This is a genomic window from Litchfieldella xinjiangensis (assembly GCF_000759345.1).
Lineage (GTDB): Bacteria > Pseudomonadota > Gammaproteobacteria > Pseudomonadales > Halomonadaceae > Litchfieldella_A > Litchfieldella_A xinjiangensis.
The window spans coordinates 51,249-68,915 of record NZ_JPZL01000002.1; the positions used below are offsets into that span (position 1 = coordinate 51,249).

Annotated in this window: 14 protein-coding genes and 1 tRNA gene; 9 read left to right on the forward strand and 6 right to left on the reverse strand. The window is 62.6% G+C overall.

The features are described from left to right. Window positions 1–4 precede the first annotated feature (4 nt). Complete coding sequence (locus JH15_RS07795) at window positions 5–430, reverse strand: hypothetical protein (protein ID WP_043529184.1); 426 nt, start codon at window positions 428–430, stop codon at window positions 5–7. A 45-nt stretch (window positions 431–475) separates the two neighbouring features. On the opposite strand from JH15_RS07795, the gene JH15_RS07800 reads away from it, so the two are divergent. Then, window positions 476–1,630 carry a MalY/PatB family protein gene (locus JH15_RS07800; protein WP_043529186.1) on the forward strand — a complete coding sequence of 385 codons (1,155 nt, stop codon included), beginning with the start codon at window positions 476–478 and terminating at the stop codon, window positions 1,628–1,630. A 22-nt stretch (window positions 1,631–1,652) separates the two neighbouring features. Here JH15_RS07800 and JH15_RS07805 read toward each other — a convergent pair whose 3' ends face one another. Then, a complete protein-coding gene (locus JH15_RS07805) occupies window positions 1,653–2,582 on the reverse strand; it encodes a thioredoxin family protein (protein ID WP_043529188.1) in 930 nt (309 codons plus the stop codon). Between the two features lie 117 nt (window positions 2,583–2,699). Between JH15_RS07805 and JH15_RS07810 the strand changes: the two genes are divergently transcribed. Further along, entirely contained in the window at window positions 2,700–3,455 is a 756-nt protein-coding gene (locus tag JH15_RS07810) for a DUF3750 domain-containing protein (protein WP_043529189.1), read from the forward strand. Between the two features lie 376 nt (window positions 3,456–3,831). Here the strand turns inward: JH15_RS07810 and JH15_RS07815 are convergent. Beyond that, a tRNA-Met gene (locus JH15_RS07815) sits at window positions 3,832–3,908 on the reverse strand. Window positions 3,909–4,086: 178 nt separating this feature from the next. Between JH15_RS07815 and phbB the strand changes: the two genes are divergently transcribed. Next, entirely contained in the window at window positions 4,087–4,833 is a 747-nt protein-coding gene (gene phbB, locus JH15_RS07820) for an acetoacetyl-CoA reductase (RefSeq protein WP_043529191.1), read from the forward strand. A 58-nt stretch (window positions 4,834–4,891) separates the two neighbouring features. Here phbB and JH15_RS07825 read toward each other — a convergent pair whose 3' ends face one another. Continuing rightward, window positions 4,892–7,669 carry a DUF349 domain-containing protein gene (locus JH15_RS07825; RefSeq protein WP_043529193.1) on the reverse strand — a complete coding sequence of 926 codons (2,778 nt, stop codon included), beginning with the start codon at window positions 7,667–7,669 and terminating at the stop codon, window positions 4,892–4,894. Window positions 7,670–7,937: 268 nt separating this feature from the next. Here JH15_RS07825 and minC point away from each other — a divergent pair, with 268 nt between their 5' ends. The 4 genes from minC to sbcB all read left to right on the forward strand — a co-directional run bounded on the left by minC (window position 7,938) and on the right by sbcB (window position 11,327). Continuing rightward, the gene (gene minC, locus JH15_RS07830; protein WP_043529195.1) at window positions 7,938–8,672 is read left to right on the forward strand and encodes a septum site-determining protein MinC; all 735 of its coding nucleotides are present in this window, start codon (window positions 7,938–7,940) and stop codon (window positions 8,670–8,672) included. Window positions 8,673–8,714: 42 nt separating this feature from the next. Then, entirely contained in the window at window positions 8,715–9,533 is an 819-nt protein-coding gene (minD, locus tag JH15_RS07835) for a septum site-determining protein MinD (protein WP_043529197.1), read from the forward strand. After that, complete coding sequence (gene minE, locus JH15_RS07840; protein ID WP_043529199.1) at window positions 9,530–9,781, forward strand: cell division topological specificity factor MinE; 252 nt, start codon at window positions 9,530–9,532, stop codon at window positions 9,779–9,781. The genes minD and minE overlap by 4 nt, the downstream gene beginning before the upstream one ends. Before the next feature lie 85 nt (window positions 9,782–9,866). After that, the gene (gene sbcB, locus JH15_RS07845) at window positions 9,867–11,327 is read left to right on the forward strand and encodes an exodeoxyribonuclease I (RefSeq protein WP_043529201.1); all 1,461 of its coding nucleotides are present in this window, start codon (window positions 9,867–9,869) and stop codon (window positions 11,325–11,327) included. A gap of 98 nt (window positions 11,328–11,425) precedes the next feature. Here sbcB and JH15_RS07850 read toward each other — a convergent pair whose 3' ends face one another. Together JH15_RS07850 and JH15_RS07855 are read right to left on the reverse strand one after the other, a co-directional pair. Continuing rightward, window positions 11,426–14,311, reverse strand: coding sequence for an insulinase family protein (locus tag JH15_RS07850; RefSeq protein WP_043529204.1), 2,886 nt, complete (start codon window positions 14,309–14,311; stop codon window positions 11,426–11,428). Beyond that, a complete protein-coding gene (locus JH15_RS07855; protein WP_043529206.1) occupies window positions 14,311–14,994 on the reverse strand; it encodes an SOS response-associated peptidase in 684 nt (227 codons plus the stop codon). The genes JH15_RS07850 and JH15_RS07855 overlap by 1 nt, the downstream gene beginning before the upstream one ends. A gap of 148 nt (window positions 14,995–15,142) precedes the next feature. Here JH15_RS07855 and JH15_RS07860 point away from each other — a divergent pair, with 148 nt between their 5' ends. Beyond that, on the forward strand, window positions 15,143–15,757 hold the full coding sequence (locus JH15_RS07860; RefSeq protein WP_043529208.1) for a TetR/AcrR family transcriptional regulator: 615 nt from the start codon (window positions 15,143–15,145) through the stop codon (window positions 15,755–15,757). Then, on the forward strand, window positions 15,754–17,661 hold the full coding sequence (locus tag JH15_RS17755; RefSeq protein ID WP_081948947.1) for an MFS transporter: 1,908 nt from the start codon (window positions 15,754–15,756) through the stop codon (window positions 17,659–17,661). The genes JH15_RS07860 and JH15_RS17755 overlap by 4 nt, the downstream gene beginning before the upstream one ends. The last annotated feature ends 6 nt before the right edge of the window (window positions 17,662–17,667 follow it).

The following is a 17,667-nucleotide window of genomic DNA, read 5'->3' on the forward strand; positions in this document are numbered from 1 at the left end:
GCGATCAGATCAGACGCCGGCTCTGGGCGTCAGCCCATGCCTCGTCCAGGGCAGGTGCCAGTGGCTCCCGAAGGTGTGCAGGGAGGGCCGCGTGGGCCTCATCCAAGGTGTGAAACGAACGGTTGCGGAGCCAGCAGTAGGCCCAGGCGCAGGCCTCGAGGTCGTCACGCGGGGTGGGGCGCGCCGTCACCTGGGTCAGCAGAAATGTCGCCGAGCGCGCCGCCCACAGCGGTGGCTGAGCGTCGCCACTCCAGGCCTGCAGGGTCGCGGCATCCGGTGTATCCTCGGGCTCCCCGAGTTTGGCTACCCGCGCGGTATCGGCAAGGATCATTGCCAGGCGCTCGGGGGCCGCCTGGCCGATCATCAGCCAATGGCCGATCAGGCGCGAGGTGCCCCGCATGGCCTTGGCATAGAAATGGGTTTCAGGCATGTTCTTACTTCCCTCGACTGAGTCACGTCGCCTATAGGAGACGCCATGCGCTTCGATTTTGCCACCCCTATCGACCGATGCCAGCCCTGGCCCTCCCAGAAATGGCAACGTTACGAAGATGACGTGGTGCCGCTGTGGGTGGCCGACATGGATTTTCGCTCCCCGCCCGCCGTCGTCGAGGCGCTGGCGTCACGAGTCGAGCACGGGGTGTTCGGCTATGGGCGTGTCCCCGATTCGCTGCGCCATACCTTCTGCGAGTGGAGCCAGGAGCACTACGACTGGCAGCTCGCGCCGGCGTGGCAAGTCTGGCTGCCGGGCGTGGTACCGGCGCTGCACCTGGCGAGCCTGGCCTTTGCCGAGCCTGGCGACGGCATCCTGAGTGTCTCGCCCATCTACCCGCCGTTCCTTCATGTGGCCCGGCGCACGGGCCGTATTCCCCAGACGGCATCCCTGAGCGAGCCATTGACGCCGGGCGGCCCCTGGCAGCTCGACCTGGAGGCGCTCGAGGCATCGATCACGCCGCGTACCCGCTTGTTGCTGTGGTGCCATCCACATAACCCCACCGGTCGTGTGTGGCGCCCCGATGAACTGGCGGGGCTGGCCGACCTGGTGGAGCGTCATGATCTGCTGGTCGTTTCCGATGAGCTGCACTGCGACCTGCTGCTGGATCGGGGGGCGCGGCATGTGCCGCTGGCGGTCCAGTGCCCACAACTGGCCGATCGTGTCATTACGTTGATGGCACCCTCGAAAACCTTCAATCTGGCGGGGCTGACCACCGCTTGTGCCATCATCCCCAACGACACATTGCGCCAGCGATTCGAAGCCCAGATGCGCGGTCTGCAGTCGGATGTCAACGTGCTGGGGCTGGTGGCCGCCGAAGCCGCTTATGGCCAGGGCGACCCGTGGCGGCATGCGCTACTCGAGGTCTTGCGTCAGCACCGCGAACGGCTGGTCAGCCAGGCAAGCCAGTGGCCTGGCGTGGTATTGAGCCCGCCACAATCCACCTATCTGGCATGGTTCGACCTTCGTCAGGCGGGTTTGGGCGATGCGCCTCAACAGGCGTTGCTCGAACGCGCACAGGTTGCGCTGTCCGATGGCGCCGATTTCGGCGCCCCGGGATTCGTACGGCTCAACTTCGGTACTACCGCCCAGCAACTGGACGAGGCATTGGCGCGCCTCGACCAGGTACTGGGCCAGTGAAGGTAGGGATCACTACCAAGGCTCAATAGAGCAGGGCGAACAGCTTACGGCGATACGTCACGGTTAACGGATGATCGGCACCCAAGGCATCGAAGACCCGCAGCAACGTCTTGCGTGGGGCTTCGTCCTGGTACTGCCGATCACTCTTCATCAGGGCCAGGAGGCCTTCCAGGCCAGCTTCGTAGTCGCCATCGGCGACCTGGCGCAAGGCGCGCTTGTAGCGTGCTTCGCTATCGCCGCGCCCCTCGAGGTTGGCCAGCTCCTCATGACTCGGCGCTTCCTCGCCGAACTCGAGCCGGGCACGCACCCCTCGCGCCTTGGGGCCGTCGCGGTGTTCAGGCGGTAGATTATCGAGAATCGCGCTGGCATCCGCGGCGTTGCCTTCCGCAAGGACGGCGCCGGCAAGCTCGATCTGATAGTCGTACTGCTGCGGATACTCCTCTACCAGGCGCTGATAGATTGTCCGTGCCGTCGCGGCGTCGCCTGCAGCAAGGGCAGCCTGGGCCTGCTCTTCGGGGCTCTCGGGGGCATCGGCAGGTGGCTGGATATATTGTGCCAGCCACTCCCGAATTTGCTTCTCTGGCAAGGCCCCCTGGAACTGGTCATAGAGTTGCCCCTGCATGATCAACTTGACGTCTGGCACCGAGCGGACGCCGAGCTGAGCAGCGATCTGTGGGTGATCTTCGATATTGAGCTTGGCGAGCACGAATGCACCGGCATACTCTTTGGCCAGCTTTTCGAGAACGGGCATCAAGTTCTTGCAGGGTTCGCACCACGGAGCCCAGCAATCGAGCAGTACTGGGCCCTGCATGGACCCTTCCAGCACCACCTGCTGGAAATTGCTCATGTCGATATCGACGATATAGCTGGACGGATCGGCGCCGCCTGCCTGGGGGCTGGATGTGTCGGGCGTGGCGATGGGTTCACCGCTGCGTGGATCGACGATCGGCATAGAAGTAACCTTGGTACGTGAAGGAGTTTGTACACAAGATGCGGGTACCCCGGGCGTGATTCAAGCCCCGCCATTGCCTTGGGGCGGTTGGGCCGACACGACACAGGAAACGAATCGATGAACCGAGTGGTACGAGGGGTGGGGGTTGTACTGGTAACAGTAGCCCTGCTGCTTACCGGGCCCCTGCTGATGCTTGCCACTCAGCGTATCGACCTGGAAAGCCAGTGGCATTCGGCCTCACGCACATCAATCGGTCTGGCAGCACCCGCACTGGATACGCCCGAAGCGGTGGTTCAGGTCTATGCCGCCCGCGCATTCAACTGGCGTGGTGCGTTCGGGGTGCATACATGGATCGCCGTCAAGCAGCCCCAGGCCACACGATATCGCACCTATCAGGTACTGAGCTGGCGCCGACCGACGGTCGTGGTTCGTGACGACATGCCCGATCGGGCATGGTTCGGCAATGCGCCACAGATGCTGGCCGACTACCGGGGAGAGACAGCCGAGCGCATGATCCCGCGCATCGAAGCGGCGGTAGCGGCGTACCCTGAGTCGGCCCGCTATCGCGTGTGGCCGGGCCCCAATAGCAACTCCTTCGTGGCCTGGGTGATACGCGAGGTGCCGGGGCTTGACGTTGCGCTGCCGAATACCGCCATAGGCAAGGATTACCTATTCGATGAGATGCTGGCGCCCGTTCCAAGTGGCAGTGGTTACCAGATCGGGCTGGGTGGTTTGTTCGGGGTGCTGTTGGCTTGGGAAGAGGGCGTCGAAATCAATCTTCTGGGCCTGAGCCTTGGAATCGACCTCCAGCGTCCCGCCCTCAAGCTGCCCGGCATCGGGCGGCTTGGTATGGCACCAGTCGTGGTGGAGTGAGGAAGCAAAAAGGCCACCTCCTTTAGCCCCGGGAGTGGCTAACCCGAGCGGAGACGCCGCAAAAGAAAAGGCGTCTTCCTCTCGGAAAGCGCCTTCTCAATATTGGGTAGCGGGGACCGCCGACGTTGAAACGAGAGGGAACCGATGACCTTCGGGTTATGGTCCTAAGTGGCTCTAACCTGAGCAGTGACTGCACAAAAGAAAAGGCGCCTTCCTTTCGGAAAGCGCCTTCTCAATGTTGGGTAGCGGGGACCGCCGACATTGAAACGAGAGGGAACCGATGACCTTCGGATTATGGTCCTAAGTGGCTCTAACCTGAGCAGTGACTGCGCAAAAGAAAAGGCGCCTTCCTTTCGGAAAGCGCCTTCTCAATGTTTGGTAGCGGGGACCGGATTTGAACCGATGACCTTCGGGTTATGAGCCCGACGAGCTACCAGACTGCTCCACCCCGCATCAACGTGAGGCGTATTCTACGGATTTTTTGCTCTGCGTCAAGCCATTTACAAGGTTCGTCCAGTTGATACAAAGCAACCATACTATGCTAGGAGTGGCACCGTGGGGTGCCGATCGCCAACTCGCGGCCGGCCAAGGGGCTGGTCGATGTGTATGAATGAATCAGGGAGATAACAACATGGCCAATACAGCACCCGTAGCGTGGGTAACCGGCGGGACAGGGGGCATCGGTTCAGCGATCTGTCGGGCGCTGGCCGTGGAGGGCTATCTGGTGGTGGCGGGATACCGCAATCCGGACAAGGCTAAATCATGGCTCGAGCAACAGCGCAGTGATGGATACGAGAATATCGTGCTGTCGGGGGTCGATCTGACCGACTACGCCGATTGCGAGAAGGGGGTCACCGAAATTCGCGACCAGTACGGGCCGATCAGTGTGCTGGTCAACTGTGCTGGTATTACACGCGATGGCACGCTCAAGAAGATGAGCCCCGAGCAGTGGTCCGAGGTGATCGATACCAACCTCAACAGTGTATTCAATACCTGCCGTAGCGTGATTACCGACATGCTCGAGGCGGGGTACGGCCGTATCGTCAACATTTCCTCGATCAATGGCCGCAAGGGCCAGTTCGGGCAGGTCAACTATTCGGCTGCCAAGGCGGGGATGCATGGCCTGACGATGGCGCTGGCCCAGGAAACGGCAACCAAGGGGATTACCGTGAATACCCTGTCGCCGGGCTACATCGCGACCGACATGATCATGAGCATTCCCGAGAAGGTGCGGGAATCCATCCGCGAGATGATTCCTATCAAGCGCTTTGGCACGCCCGAGGAAATTGCGCGCGCCGTGGTATTCCTCGCCGACGAGGAATCGGGGTTCATCACCGGGGCCAACCTCGACATCAATGGCGGCCAGTTCATGGGTTGAGAAAAACTGCCACACCGTATCAATGCTGGAAAGGCGCGAGGTCGAACCTCGCGCCTTTTTAATGGCCTGGCGCTTGCAACAGCCGAGTCAGCAGCGGGTCCAGTTCGACGGCTTCTCGCTCCCACAGCGGCTGGCTCACCGGGCCGGTAGCGAAAATTTCCCTCAGCACCTCGTGCAACTCCTCGCTCCGGGACAGCTCACGCCCGACCCGCTCGTTGAGTCGCTCGACCTGGATGGCCAGGCGCAGGGGGTCGTCACGTGGGCTGACCTGGCTACCGGCCAGTAGCGCAAGATAGACCCGCAAGCGCACCAGGCTCTCCTCGACCTGGGTGGGCTCGGATGGGTGTCGCCTTGCCGCGTTACGCCGCTGATGCGCCTCGTGCATGTCTCCCGTCACGCTGGCGTCTGCGGTGACATCCTCGGCGGGTTCACCATTGAGCATGGCCTCGTCAGCCGCCAAGTGGGCATCGAGGAGCGGCTGAAACGCTTTCCATCGCATGACCTCTTCGCTGACTGCCAGGCGATTGAGCTGCTCACGTCGGGCACGAACGATGCCATGCCAACGGCGACGCATCCCATCGCTGCGTCGACCCGGTGGCAAGGGCTCCATCGCCTCCGCTTCGGCCACGGCCTGCTCGAGTCGGGTGTGCTCGTGACTGGCCTCGGGCTGCCAGGCATCGAGCTGATCGATCAGGGCCTGCATGTCGTCCAGGCGCGATTTGGCACGCTGGGCGCGATTATCTCGCTCGGCTTCACGGTTGGCGAAGATGGCATCGCAGACCCCGCGGAATTCCCGCCAAAGGACCTGCTCCTCGCCCTTCGGGGCGCGACCCAGCGTCCGCCATTGTTGCTGCAGTCGCTTGGCCTGTTCGGCGACCTGGCTAGCGGATTGGGGGCTTTCCTGCAGTGCACGTGCCTCCTCGATCAGGTCGCGCTTGGCATTGGCAATCTCTTGAGCACGGCGGTCGATCAAGGCCTGCAAACCATTGCGTATGCGGCCGAAACGATGGCCAATGGCTTCGGCGTGATCGCGCGGTACCGGCGAATGCCGGCGCCATTGCTCGCGGGCACGATCGCGAATATCGCGCAAGGCATCAGGATCGGATGACGGATCGGGTTGATCGAGCAGGGCCTCGAGCTGCTCGCATAGCGCCTGGCGTGCCTCGAGGTTGCGCTCGCGCTGTTGATTACGTGCCTCGTGCCAGGCGGCCAGTCGCTCATGCAGTCGATCGGATGCGGCACGAAAACGGGCTGAGAGATCGCGGTCAGCGGCGGCATCGCCCAGCGATTTCCACTCCTTGACCAGTTGACGGTGCCGCCGGTCGAGCTCGGCGTCATTCAACGTCTCGTCGTCGGCCAGCTCGGTGATTGCCTGGCAGAGCTGGTCGCGCTTCGGCCCGGCGACGAAACCGCGCCAGTCACGTAATTCCGCCAATTGTGCCCCGAGGCGCTTGAGCGCAGCACGGTGCGGCTTGAGTTGGGCCTCGGATAGCTGGTCGGCGCGATGGCGCAGGCTCTGGTGCAACCGGCTGGCACTCTTGAAGGCGCCACGCTGCACCAACGTCTCCAGTTCCTCCAGATCGGTGACGAAGGCCTCCATGCGTACCGATAGGTCGGCGGTCTCGGCACTCTCTTGATGTGCCAGGTAATGTCTTGCCTCTGCGACCAAGCCTGGCGGGGGAAGATCCTCGGGCCAGTCGCAGCGGGCCAGCGCATCGCGCAGCGGTTCCCGGTTGTCTTTGTCGAGTGCGGCCCGCAGGGCCTCGGCCTGCTGTGTATAGCGCTCCCAGGCACGACCGACCCGCTCATAGGACTCCAGCGCGTGATCGTAGCGTCGGCGCAATGCCTCATCGGGGGTATGCGCATCCGAGAGGAGTTGCCAACGGCTTGCCAACAGGCATTTCTGGGCGTGCAGGCTATCAATGTCCTGACTGCCGAGGCGCTCGCTTTTCTGAAGGCCCTCAAGGGACTCTTCCAGCGAGGCGATCAGGGATAGGCGTGCCTGGTAGTCATCCTCGCGCTGACGGTCGGCAGCCGCATGGACGTGCTGCTGAGCTTCATGATCGGACAAGGTCTTGCGACACAGCAGGCAGGCTTCCTGATAGCGACGCTCCTGCTCGGCGCTGGGATGGTCGCCCAATCCCTCCCACTCGCGTTGTAAATGCCGGTAACGTCCGGCATAAAGCGGCTCCCAGGCATGACGCCCATGGGCCTCCAGCGATGTGAGAATCCGCTCACGCGCTTCCTGGGCCTCGGCTCGCTGAGCCGCGTCGGTACGCAGCTGATTGAGTCGCTCGCGGGCCAGGCGCGCCACATGCTTGTCGCGACGGGCCTCGCGCGCAAGTCGTGCCAGTCCCGCTTCGCTCTGGATGCGTTCGGCGGCAGCGTGGCGAACTGCAGCAATGCCATTGTCGCAGGCTTGACGTATCAGCGATTCCTCGTCGTTGATACGGCCCAGGGCCGCCAGGCGAAGCTCCTGGTTGTCGCCTTCCAGGGCCACGGCTTCGAGCAGGTCAGGGGTCTCCAGTCGTTCCACCAGCGCGAGACGATCCGCCAATGGGCGCGGGCTGTCTCGCCCTACCAGCAGATAAAGCAGCCGCTGCTGCAATTGGGGGGACGTCTGCCCCTGGGCATGCAGGGCCATCAGCTCTGCGGGATCCTGATAATGAGAAAGCGCCTGGCGGCGTACCTCCGGATCCGGGTCGATGGCAAGCCGCTCGAGCGCGTGACGATCGGCATCGCGCGAGGTATCCAGGCGGGAGACGGCCTGCGCACGAATGCGTGGGTCCGGATGTCGCCAGCGGGGGGCGAACAGGCGTTGAAACCATCCTGACATGAACGATCCTGACATGAAGGCGCGCTTCCTTGTTGCGGGCTAACCACGACCCACGAGGGTCGTCTGCTCCGGCGCCACGATTGGTGAATGAGGCGAATGAGGATAGAACGATACCAAAGCATGCAAGGCATTGCCGGGAAAGTCTCGACCATGCATGGTAGATATTGGTGTCTGGCACTGACAGAAAACGATGCTGGGCTTATCATCAGTTGCAGTCATGTGTCGCGTCGCTTAGCTTTACTCCCATTACCCGACGTGGAGATCGGCAATGAGTCTTAACGTGGACAGGGCCAGTATGGCGTTTTCCTTCAAGGGCGGCATGCTGCCCATGACGGTAATGGAACTGACCAGTGCCGATCCCGAGCGGATACGCGAGCAACTGGCCGGCAAGTTGAGCCAGGCGCCCGCCTTCTTTCAGCATACGCCGGTGGTGCTGAGTGTCGAGAAGCTCGACGAGCCCCACCTGGCGTTGGAGCGCATCTGCGCCGTCTGCCGTGCCCACAAGCTGCTGCCGGTCGCGGTGCGCGGTGGCAGCGATCCCGTCAAGCAATCGGCCTGGGCGCTCGGTCTTGGGTGGTTCCCGCCCCAGGAGATCAAGCCGCGTGTTCTCGAGAGCGTCGGTAACGAGGCGCCGGTCGAGCGTGTGGCGGACGAGGCGCCGCCGGCCGCGATCAAGGGAGGGCGTATCCATCGTGGCACGGTGCGCTCTGGACAGCAGGTCAGTGCGCCTGAAGGCGACCTGGTGGTGGTCGGCTCCGTCAATGCAGGCGCCGAGGTGCTGGCCGCCGGCAGCGTACATGTGTACGGGGCTCTGCGTGGCCGTGCCCTGGCGGGGATTCATGGCGATCATGACGCCGGCATCTTCTGTCGAGAACTGCATGCCGAATTACTGTCGGTGGCCGGCAACTACAAGCGTCTCGAGGATATCGATCCGCAGCTGCTGGGCCGTTCGGTCGAGGTTCAGCTCAGCGACGACCAGCTGACCATTGTGTCGCTGACCTAGTAGAGACTCGGTCATCTTCTCACAAGAAACAGGAAGCATATCTTGGCCAAGATCATTGTAGTGACCTCCGGAAAAGGCGGGGTCGGAAAAACGACCAGTGCAGCAGCTATCGCCACCGGGCTGGCGCTGCGGGGCAAGAAAACGGTGGTCATCGATTTCGATGTGGGACTGCGTAACCTGGACTTGATCATGGGTTGCGAGCGTCGTGTGGTCTATGACCTCGTCAACGTGATCCAGGGGGAGGCTGGCTTGAACCAGGCTCTGATCCGTGACAAGCGGGTCGATAACCTGCATATCCTCCCTGCATCGCAAACCCGGGACAAGGACGCCTTGACCCAGGAAGGGGTCGAGAAGATTCTCGAGACCCTGACCAAGGACTTCGATTACATCGTCTGCGACTCGCCGGCGGGGATCGAACGGGGTGCGCAGCTGGCGATGTACTACGCCGATGAGGCGGTCGTCGTGACCAATCCCGAAGTCTCTTCGGTGCGGGACTCCGACCGCATCCTCGGTTTGCTGGCCTCCAAGACGCGCCGTGCCGAGAATGGCCAGGAGCCGGTCAAGGAGCATTTGTTGATTACACGCTACAACCCGGCGCGGGTCGACCATGGCGACATGCTCAATCTCGACGATATTCAGGAAATCCTGGCCATCGATCTGCTGGGGCTGATTCCGGAGTCCGAGGCCGTGTTGCGTGCCTCGAACCAGGGCATCCCGGTCACGCATGACAATGACAGCGATGCCGGCCAGGCCTATACCGATACCGTGTCACGCCTGCTCGGGGAAAAAGTCCCGTTGCGTTTCCACGAAACCCAGAAGAAAGGGTTGCTAAGCCGCATGTTCGGAGGAGGTCGCCGTTGAAACTGCTTGAATTTCTCAAGGGCGAGCGCAAGAAGACGGCATCCGTCGCCAAGGAGCGGTTGCAAATCATCGTGGCTCACCAGCGCGGTCAGCGTGACCAGCCGGACTACATGCCGATGCTGGAGCGTGAGCTGCTCGAGGTGATCCGCCGCTATGTCAAGGTTGAGCAGGACGCGATCAATATCAGCCTCGATCGAGACGATGACTGTTCTGTGCTCGAACTCAATGTCACGCTGCCACGCTCCTGAGCGGTCGTGGTTGCGGCTGATGAGGTGTGTCGGACTGTGCTAGGCTAGCGCCTCCTGGCAATCCCTGCCCGTTGGAGATGACGCCATGGCGCAGTCCACCGCCGCTCCCCAAAGCTTTCTCTGGCACGATTACGAGACTTTCGGTGCCGACCCCCGGCGAGATCGTCCGTCGCAGTTCGCTGCCATTCGTACCGATGCCGATTTCAACGAGATCGGTGAGCCGGTCACGCTCTACTGTCGGCCCGCCGACGATTATCTCCCGCACCCCCAGGCCTGCCTGATTACCGGTATCACGCCACAACAGGCGCGGCGCCGAGGTGTTCCCGAAGCGGAATTCGCCGATCGGATCAACGCGCTGATGAGTGAGCCGGGTACATGTTCACTGGGTTACAACACGCTGCGCTTTGACGACGAGATCAGCCGTCACCTGTTCTATCGAAACTTTCTCGACCCCTATGCGCGAGAGTGGCAGAACGGCAATTCCCGTTGGGACCTGATCGATGCCGTGCGTGCCTTCCATGCCTTGCGTCCGGAAGGGATCGAGTGGCCGCGCCGGGAGGACGGCGCGCCGAGCTTCAAGCTCGAGCACCTCACGGCGGCCAACGGTATCGAGCACACGGGGGCTCACGATGCGCTGGCCGACGTGCGGGCCACTATCGCTCTGGCACGCCTGCTGCGTTCGCGTAACGCCAAGCTGTTCGACTTCCTGTTGCGTCTGCGCAGCAAGCGGGAGGTGGCACAGCTGCTCGACATCCCGGCTCGTAAACCCATGTTGCATGTTTCTCGCCGTTATCCTGCCAGCCGTGGCTGCTCCGCGCTGGTCGTGCCGCTGGCCGAGCACCCGAGCAATCCCAATGGGGTCATCGTCTACGATCTTTCCGAAGACCCTGCGCCATTGTTCACGCTATCGGCCGAGGCGATTCGCGAACGTGTTTTCGTTGGGGCCGATGAACTGGCCGAGGGCGAGACGCGCATTCCGCTCAAGGTGATTCATATCAACAAGAGCCCCGTCGTACTGCCGTTGTCGGTCGTGACCGAGGGGGTGGCGTCGCGCATCGGTCTTGACCGGGCCGCCTGCGAACGGCACTGGAAGGCTTTGTGCGCCAATCCGGATGCTGCCCGAAAGGCGGCGCAGGTGTTTGCACAGGCACCTGCCGACGGGACCCAGGATCCGGACCTGATGCTTTACTCTGGCGGTTTCTTCTCACCGGCCGATCGCAAGGAAATGCAGCGTGTTCGCAGCACCGATCCCTGGGACCTGGTGGGCATGAGCTTTGCCTTTCAGGACCCGCGCCTCGAGGAGATGCTGTTTCGCTTTCGCGCAAGAAGCTATCCCGACACGCTGGAAGGTGAGGAGTTGGCTCAGTGGGAAAGTTACCGCTGGCAGCGGATGAACGATGCGTCCCTAGGTGGGTTGACGCTGGCCGTGTTCGCCAGGGAAATCGAGCGGCTGAATCAGGTGAGCCTGAGTGACAGGGATCGCCAGATACTCGAAGAACTGGTCATGCATGTCGAGGCAATGATGCCCCCCCAGGCCTTCGGCTAACCAGCGTCGGGCCGATCTTCGGGGCAGGGACGGAGAGATCGTACGCAATGAACCCACGGCCGAGAGGCCGTGGGTTCATTGCGTTTGCAGCTTGTCGACTACTGCGATTGCCGCTCTTGCGCATGAGAGGGTTGCTCTTCCGGGAGGGGCGCGAGTCCGGCGGTCAGGGCAAGCACGTCGCTGGCAGTGTCACCTGGGTCGAAGGTGATATCGAGCGATTCGCCGCGGCGCAGATGGTGCCAGGCGTCACGGACGTCTTCCACGCGGACTTGCCTGACGTGTTCGGCAAGCCGTTCGCGGCGATCGAAGTCGGTCTCGCCATGCGCCAGCTCCCGCCACAACCGGTTGGTCTTGCCGCTGAGTGAGGTGTCGCGTTGCAGGAGGCGATCCGCGACGGCTTGCCGATGCGGCGCCAGCGCAGCGTCGTCGAGCGCGTCGAGAGACGTCTCGAAGCGCTCCAGAAAGGCATCGATATGCGTCTGGATCTCCTCGCTGGGCGTCTCGGGGGATTGCACAAGCAATAGCAACCCTGGGGCATCCAGGAGCGGGGCATAGCCGGCATTGACCACGTAGCCCAGCTGTTGTTCGGTACGCAGCCGGACGTAGAACGGCGTCTCGATCAGCTGGCCGAGCAGTGCCAGGCGCGCCTGGCTTTCCAGCGAGCGGTCAGGCCCCTGCAGGTAGCGCAGCACCAGCGACTCCTCGCGCGACGTATTGGGGTGGAGCGCCGGCAGGTCTTGTGAGACGGCCAGTGGCTTGAGCTCCGGGATCCGCTCGGCATCCAGGTTGGGCGTCAGTGCTTCGGCAACGCCGGCGCCTGCCTGCTGAGCCTGCCCCGCCTCCAGGTTGCCCACGGCCATGGCTTCGAGGTGCAGATCGCTCAGGAAGCGTTGGCGATAGTCGCGCAGATCGTCGATACCGAGTTGGCGCACGGCCTCGAGCAGGGTCGATGCGGGCCACTGGGGACGAATCAATGCATTCCCTAGCGTACGCTGTGCCGATTGATGGAGTGCGGCCTGGGGCGCATTGCGCCATTCGCGTTCCAGGCGATAGCGCACCCGGTCGAATGTCTGCGCGTCGATCGTGCCTTCTTTCAACCGGGTCAGTACCGTATTCATGACCCGCTCCTGACGATCCCGCCAGCCCGAGAACGACAAGGTGATGCCCCGCGCGTGGGCATAGGCGTCGCTTCGCTGCCCCGCCAGCCGTGCCGGATAGAGTTCCGCGTTCAGGCTGTCGTTCAGCCAGCCGGCCAGCAGGTGCGAAAGCGCGGCGTCGCGTGCCTGTTTGGCGGCTTCGGGATGCTGAAGGCTGAAACGCCACTCCACCTTGGGTGTGCTGAAACTGCTATCGGCCTGGTGCCAGAGGGCAAAGGTCGTTTCGTCGATCAACTGGCGAGGGGCGTCGTCCTGCACGTCGAGAAGCGTGAGATCCTCGGCAATGTAAGGATTCGGCTCGGGCAGAGCGAAGCCGGTAAGGGGCTCGGTCTCGCGCCATTGCGGTGAGGTATCCAGCCGATAGGCGGCTTGGAACCAGGGTGAGACGGCGTCGCCTTCGACCTCGGGGCCACTGTACAGGCGTATCAGGCTGTCGGGACGCAGGGCCGAAAGATAACGCTCGATCTGGTCGCGCTCGAAGCCATCCATGCGATAAGGGGCATAGTTGACATCCTCGACCGGATAATAAGCCAGGTTCATGGCCAGTCGCATGGCACTTTGCTGGGGGGCGCCGTGCTGCTGGAAGCGAAACTCCTGCTCGGCAAGCCTGGCTTGCTCGTCGTAACGCCATTCAGCCAGGCCTTGTTCGCTGTCGAGAGTCCCGATGGCCCGGAACAGGCTGGCTTGGACCTCTTCGAGCCGGGATGCACCGTCCGGTGTCAGGCTGATATCGATGCTGAACAGCGCCTCGTTGCCATCGCCACGGGTGACACCTGCCGATAGGCCATCGGCCAGTCCAGCTTCTCTCAGTACCGATAGCAGGCTGCCTTCCCCCTCATGGCCCAGCAGGTTGGCCAGATAGCTCGCAGGCTTGTGGCGATAATGCTGGATCGGGTCATCGACGGGGAACATGAATCGTACCTGGCGGCTATCGCGGATCGACTGGACACTAATGTCGGTCGGCAATGTCTCGCGCTCAACCAGGGGCGTCTCCACTTGTGGGCGGGTCAGGCCGCGATCTTCGATATCCACGAAATGCTCGCGAACCAGTGTCTCCAATTCATCCAGCGATTGCGGTGCGACGATGGCCAGATGCATGACATTGGCATCGTAGTGTGTCTCGTAGAATTCGATCACCCGCTCACGCAGGCTGGGTTCGCCTTCGCCGCGATCAGCCAGTGTTTCTCGGCTGCCCACTGAAAAGCCGGTGGTCGGGTTATCGCTGTTGAGCGCCTGGTCCAAGACATCATTGATGCGGCGTCCATCATCGCGCAGTCGCGATTGGTATTCGGAATGGACTACGTTGCGCTCGCTTTCCAACTGGTCGGCATTGAATAGCGGCGACACGAAGAACCGGCTGAAGCGGTCCAGGGCGCCCGGCAAGGCCTCAGGTTCGATATCGAAGAAGTAGTTGGTGTCCTGTTGCGCCGTGAAGGCGTTGTGAGCACCGCCGTGCTGATTGATATAGCTCTGGTAGGCGTCTGGCTCGGGGTAAGGCTCGGTCCCGAGAAACAGCATGTGTTCGAGGAAGTGGGCCAGGCCGGCCAGATCCTCAGGATTGCTGGCGCTTCCCACGCCGACGTTCATCGAGGCGGCCGCCTTGTCGGCGTCGGGATCGCTGACCAATAGGGTGGTCAGGCCGTTTTCGAGAGTGAGTATTCTGTAGTCCCGATCGTCATGGGGACTGACTTGCGGTGTTTCCACGCGGGCTATCTCCGGGTCATCGGCAGCATCGCTGGCGGTCGCCGGGCTCGTAAGCCAGGGCGAGATGCCCAGCGTCAATCCGCCCAGCAGTGCCGGAAGGTGAAAGGATAATCGAGTGCGCATCATGTCTCCTGTGGGTTCCAGCGAAGCATGGGTCCGGTGGGATGCCCACAGGCCCAGTCCTGGTGCGACGGATCATTTACCCGTCTTGATACCGGAAAAGCGCCTAACAGTTCCAGCGGTGCCTGAACCAGAAGCCGATTGGCCTGGCTCGATGGTGTGGCGGGGTCGAGCCAGGCGTCGGCGTCTTCGGGTGGCACGACGACCGGCAGCCGGTCTGTAAGGGGCGTCATGAGCGGGTTCGCGGTGACGGTGATCAGCGCGGTCGAGTCGTTATGATCGGTCAGGGTGGTGTGATAGCGACACCAGAGACCCGCCAGCAGCAAAGGGCCTCGGTCGGCACGCGTGATTAAAAACGGCTGCTTGAATCGCGGCTGCGGCTTCCAGACATAGATCCCGCTGGCGGGGATCAGGCAGCGGCGTGCCGAAAAGGCGTCGCGAAACATGGGGCGCTCGTCGAGGCTTTCTGCTCGGGCGCAGTGCGGTGCGTGGTCGAGCACCTTGAGCCAGGGCGGGGTCAGCCCCCAGAAGGCCTCGGTCAATTCGGCCTGGCCCCCGGTACGGCGTATGATCGAAAGCGGACGGCGCGGTGCCTGGTTGGGGCTGGTCTGCAAGGCATCGGCACCGGCCAGCCCGGGCAGGATCCGGGCCAGATCGAGGGGGGCGATATGTAGACGACCAGCCATGATGGCTCCTAAAAATACGAACTACTGGAGAAACAAGCGCGTGCAGGGTCGAGGTCGTCATGACTGCTTGGGCTTGCGTTTGCCCGGCCAGGCGATATGCTGGACGGAAACACTGTTCGAGCCGTGTTTCATCAACGAGAGGTTGCCAATGGCACGTCCCAGACAGCACGCCCCCGAGGCGCTGCATGCCCAGGTCATGACGGCATGTGACGCCTGGCTACAGGATAATCCTGTACATACGCTGTCACTCAGGGCGCTGGCGAGAGAAGTCGGCTGCGCGCCCAGTACCCTGCTGAAACTCTACGGCAGCTTCGGCAATCTGCTTCAGCACGTCAATATCCAGACCTTGTCCCGGTTACGCAGCGTCGTCGAGGATCTCGCTCCAGCGCCACCGGAGTCCCGTCTCAAGTCGCTAGCTGACGCTTACTGGGTATTCGCCTCGCGCGATCCGTATCGTTGGCAACTGCTGTTCGATTATCCGTTGGCGCAGGAAGGTGAGCTCGACCAGCGTCAGAATGACATGATCGAAGCCCTGTTCATACGGGTAGAGGCGACACTGAAGGAGTACCAGCCCGCGTTGAGCGATCTGGCGGCCCGGCGCATGGCTCGTACCTTATGGGGTAGCGTGCATGGCTTGGTTCAGCTCGGACTCAATGAACGCCTTGGGTATTGGCAGGGCCAGCCACTCGAAGTGAGTGAGCTGATCGACCAACTGCTTTCGACGATATTGGCCGGCCTCAGGCACGAGCCGAGGATTATGTGAGTTCCTGCCTGCTACTGAGCCGTCGTTTTACCCCGCTGCTATTCACCCAGATACTGGCTGTCTTCAATGCTGCCCAACTGGCGGTATCCCTGTGCCTGCTTGGCTGGGATAAAACGGCTTCGCCTCACTGGCAAGTGGAGACCCTGCCTTGGCCGGTATTGATCGGGCTTGCCTTGGTGGTCTTCGCCGTTTCCTCCTGGAGCGGCCTGCTCGGTGATCGCCTCGACATGCGACGTCCGATTCGCCGTGCCAAGCTGGTCGAACTGCTGGCGATGTTGGTGGCGGTGCCGGCGCTCATGTCCGAGAGTGTCGTCGGGCTCGCTGCAGCCTTGTCATTCGCCGCCGCTGGCCTGGCGATATTGGGACCCGTGAGGGCAGCTATCCTGCCTCGTCATCTGGCGCCGACGGAATGGTTGCATGGCAATGCCTGGCTGCTGACAGGCACGTTTCTGGCGTTGCCGGGGGGCGCGGCGAGTGCGGCAGTGCTGTGGCAGCTTCCTGGGGCCTGGCGCATTCTTGGCCTGTGTCTCGCCCTGGTAGGTATCGCTTTAGCCGGCCTGGTTACCAGCTTCAAGGTACCGTCCGCTGCGCCAAGGCATCGTCTGGTCGAGAAATGGCACCCTTGGCGTAGCAGCCGCGATGCGTGGCGTCACGTGCTTCGCGAGAAGCATCTCCGCCCCGCCATGCTGGGGCTGATGCTGTTCTGGTTCTTCATGCTGTGCGTGATATCGCTCCTGCCTGCCTTGGCAAGCAACCTGGTGGGCCCACAGTCGGGCACGCTCTATCTACTCTTCACAGGCGGCATGGTGGGTGTCGCTGTGGGCGCCCTGTTATGCGCGGTTCTTTCGGCAGGGCGTCTGGAGACCGGGCTGGTCACGCTCGGCGTGCTCGTTGCCGGCTTGGGCTGCCTCTTCCTGGCCAGCCTGGAGGCACCCGCAACGAGTGACGTGCCGGCGCCTGGATCGGCCCGTTACTGGCTTCATGTCGTATGGGTGGGCTGTGGCCTAATGATCACCGGGATGGGTGCAGCCCTGTTTGCCGTGCCGCTCTATACCTTGTTGCAGACGGTATCGCGGGAAGAATGGCGGGCTCGGACATTGGGCGCCACGCAAATGGTGTGTGCCGTCTCGATCCCGCTGTGGGGCGGATACCTTGCGCTGGTGCCACTCGATGTGCAGGCGGGGGCTCGCTGGGGCCTGTTGGGGCTGGGTGTGCTCGCGTTGCTGCTGGGTGTCGGCCTGCTGGTGCGACGGCCACGGCCCGTGCTGAGACTCCTGGTCTTCGCCCTGGTACATGTCATCTACCGGATGCGTTTCCAAGGGCGACACCATATTCCGGTGCGCGGCGCGGCGCTGGTGGTCTGCAATCACGTCAGCTTCATGGATGCGCTGGTGCTGGGTGGCGCCAGTCCTCGTCCGCTTCGCTTTCTCATGGATCAGCCGATCTACGAATCACCTTGGCTCAATTGGTGGTTCCGTATCGTCGGGGCGATCCCGGTGGACTCCGATCGTCGCGACCCGGGCAACGTTCGACGCGCACTCAACGAGGTCAGCCATGCGCTACGTCAGGGAGAGGTCGTGATGCTGTTTCCGGAAGGGCGGCTTACACCTGATGGCGAAATTCAGCGCTTTCGTCGCGGCCTGGACATGATTCTTGCACGCGACCCGGTGCCGGTCGTGCCGGCGGGGCTGGCGGGGCTATGGGGTTCCTGGACATCGCATTGTGGTGGGCGGGCGCTGACCAAGCCGCCGCGGCGCTTTCGGGCGCGGGTGGCCCTGGTCTTCGGCGAGCCACTGGCGCCACGCGATGCTCGTTCGGGGCTGATCGAACACCGCGTTCGCGACCTCAAGGCCGAGGCGGATGACTGGCTGAGCCAGGGCAAGCCGCGTATCCGTTCAGGCTGACCCAAC

Bases quoted from the DNA above. Each gene is read 5' to 3' on its own strand.
- JH15_RS07800 (WP_043529186.1), top strand. From the start codon at position 476: ATGCGCTTCGATTTTGCCACCCCTATCGACCGATGCCAGCCCTGGCCC.
- JH15_RS07795 (WP_043529184.1), bottom strand. From the start codon at position 430: ATGCCTGAAACCCATTTCTATGCCAAGGCCATGCGGGGCACCTCGCGC.
- phbB (WP_043529191.1), top strand. From the start codon at position 4,087: ATGGCCAATACAGCACCCGTAGCGTGGGTAACCGGCGGGACAGGGGGC.
- JH15_RS07810 (WP_043529189.1), top strand. From the start codon at position 2,700: ATGAACCGAGTGGTACGAGGGGTGGGGGTTGTACTGGTAACAGTAGCC.
- minC (WP_043529195.1), top strand. From the start codon at position 7,938: ATGAGTCTTAACGTGGACAGGGCCAGTATGGCGTTTTCCTTCAAGGGC.
- JH15_RS07825 (WP_043529193.1), bottom strand. From the start codon at position 7,669: ATGTCAGGATGGTTTCAACGCCTGTTCGCCCCCCGCTGGCGACATCCG.
- JH15_RS07855 (WP_043529206.1), bottom strand. From the start codon at position 14,994: ATGGCTGGTCGTCTACATATCGCCCCCCTCGATCTGGCCCGGATCCTG.
- JH15_RS07850 (WP_043529204.1), bottom strand. From the start codon at position 14,311: ATGCGCACTCGATTATCCTTTCACCTTCCGGCACTGCTGGGCGGATTG.
- JH15_RS07860 (WP_043529208.1), top strand. From the start codon at position 15,143: ATGGCACGTCCCAGACAGCACGCCCCCGAGGCGCTGCATGCCCAGGTC.
- JH15_RS07805 (WP_043529188.1), bottom strand. From the start codon at position 2,582: ATGCCGATCGTCGATCCACGCAGCGGTGAACCCATCGCCACGCCCGAC.
- sbcB (WP_043529201.1), top strand. From the start codon at position 9,867: ATGGCGCAGTCCACCGCCGCTCCCCAAAGCTTTCTCTGGCACGATTAC.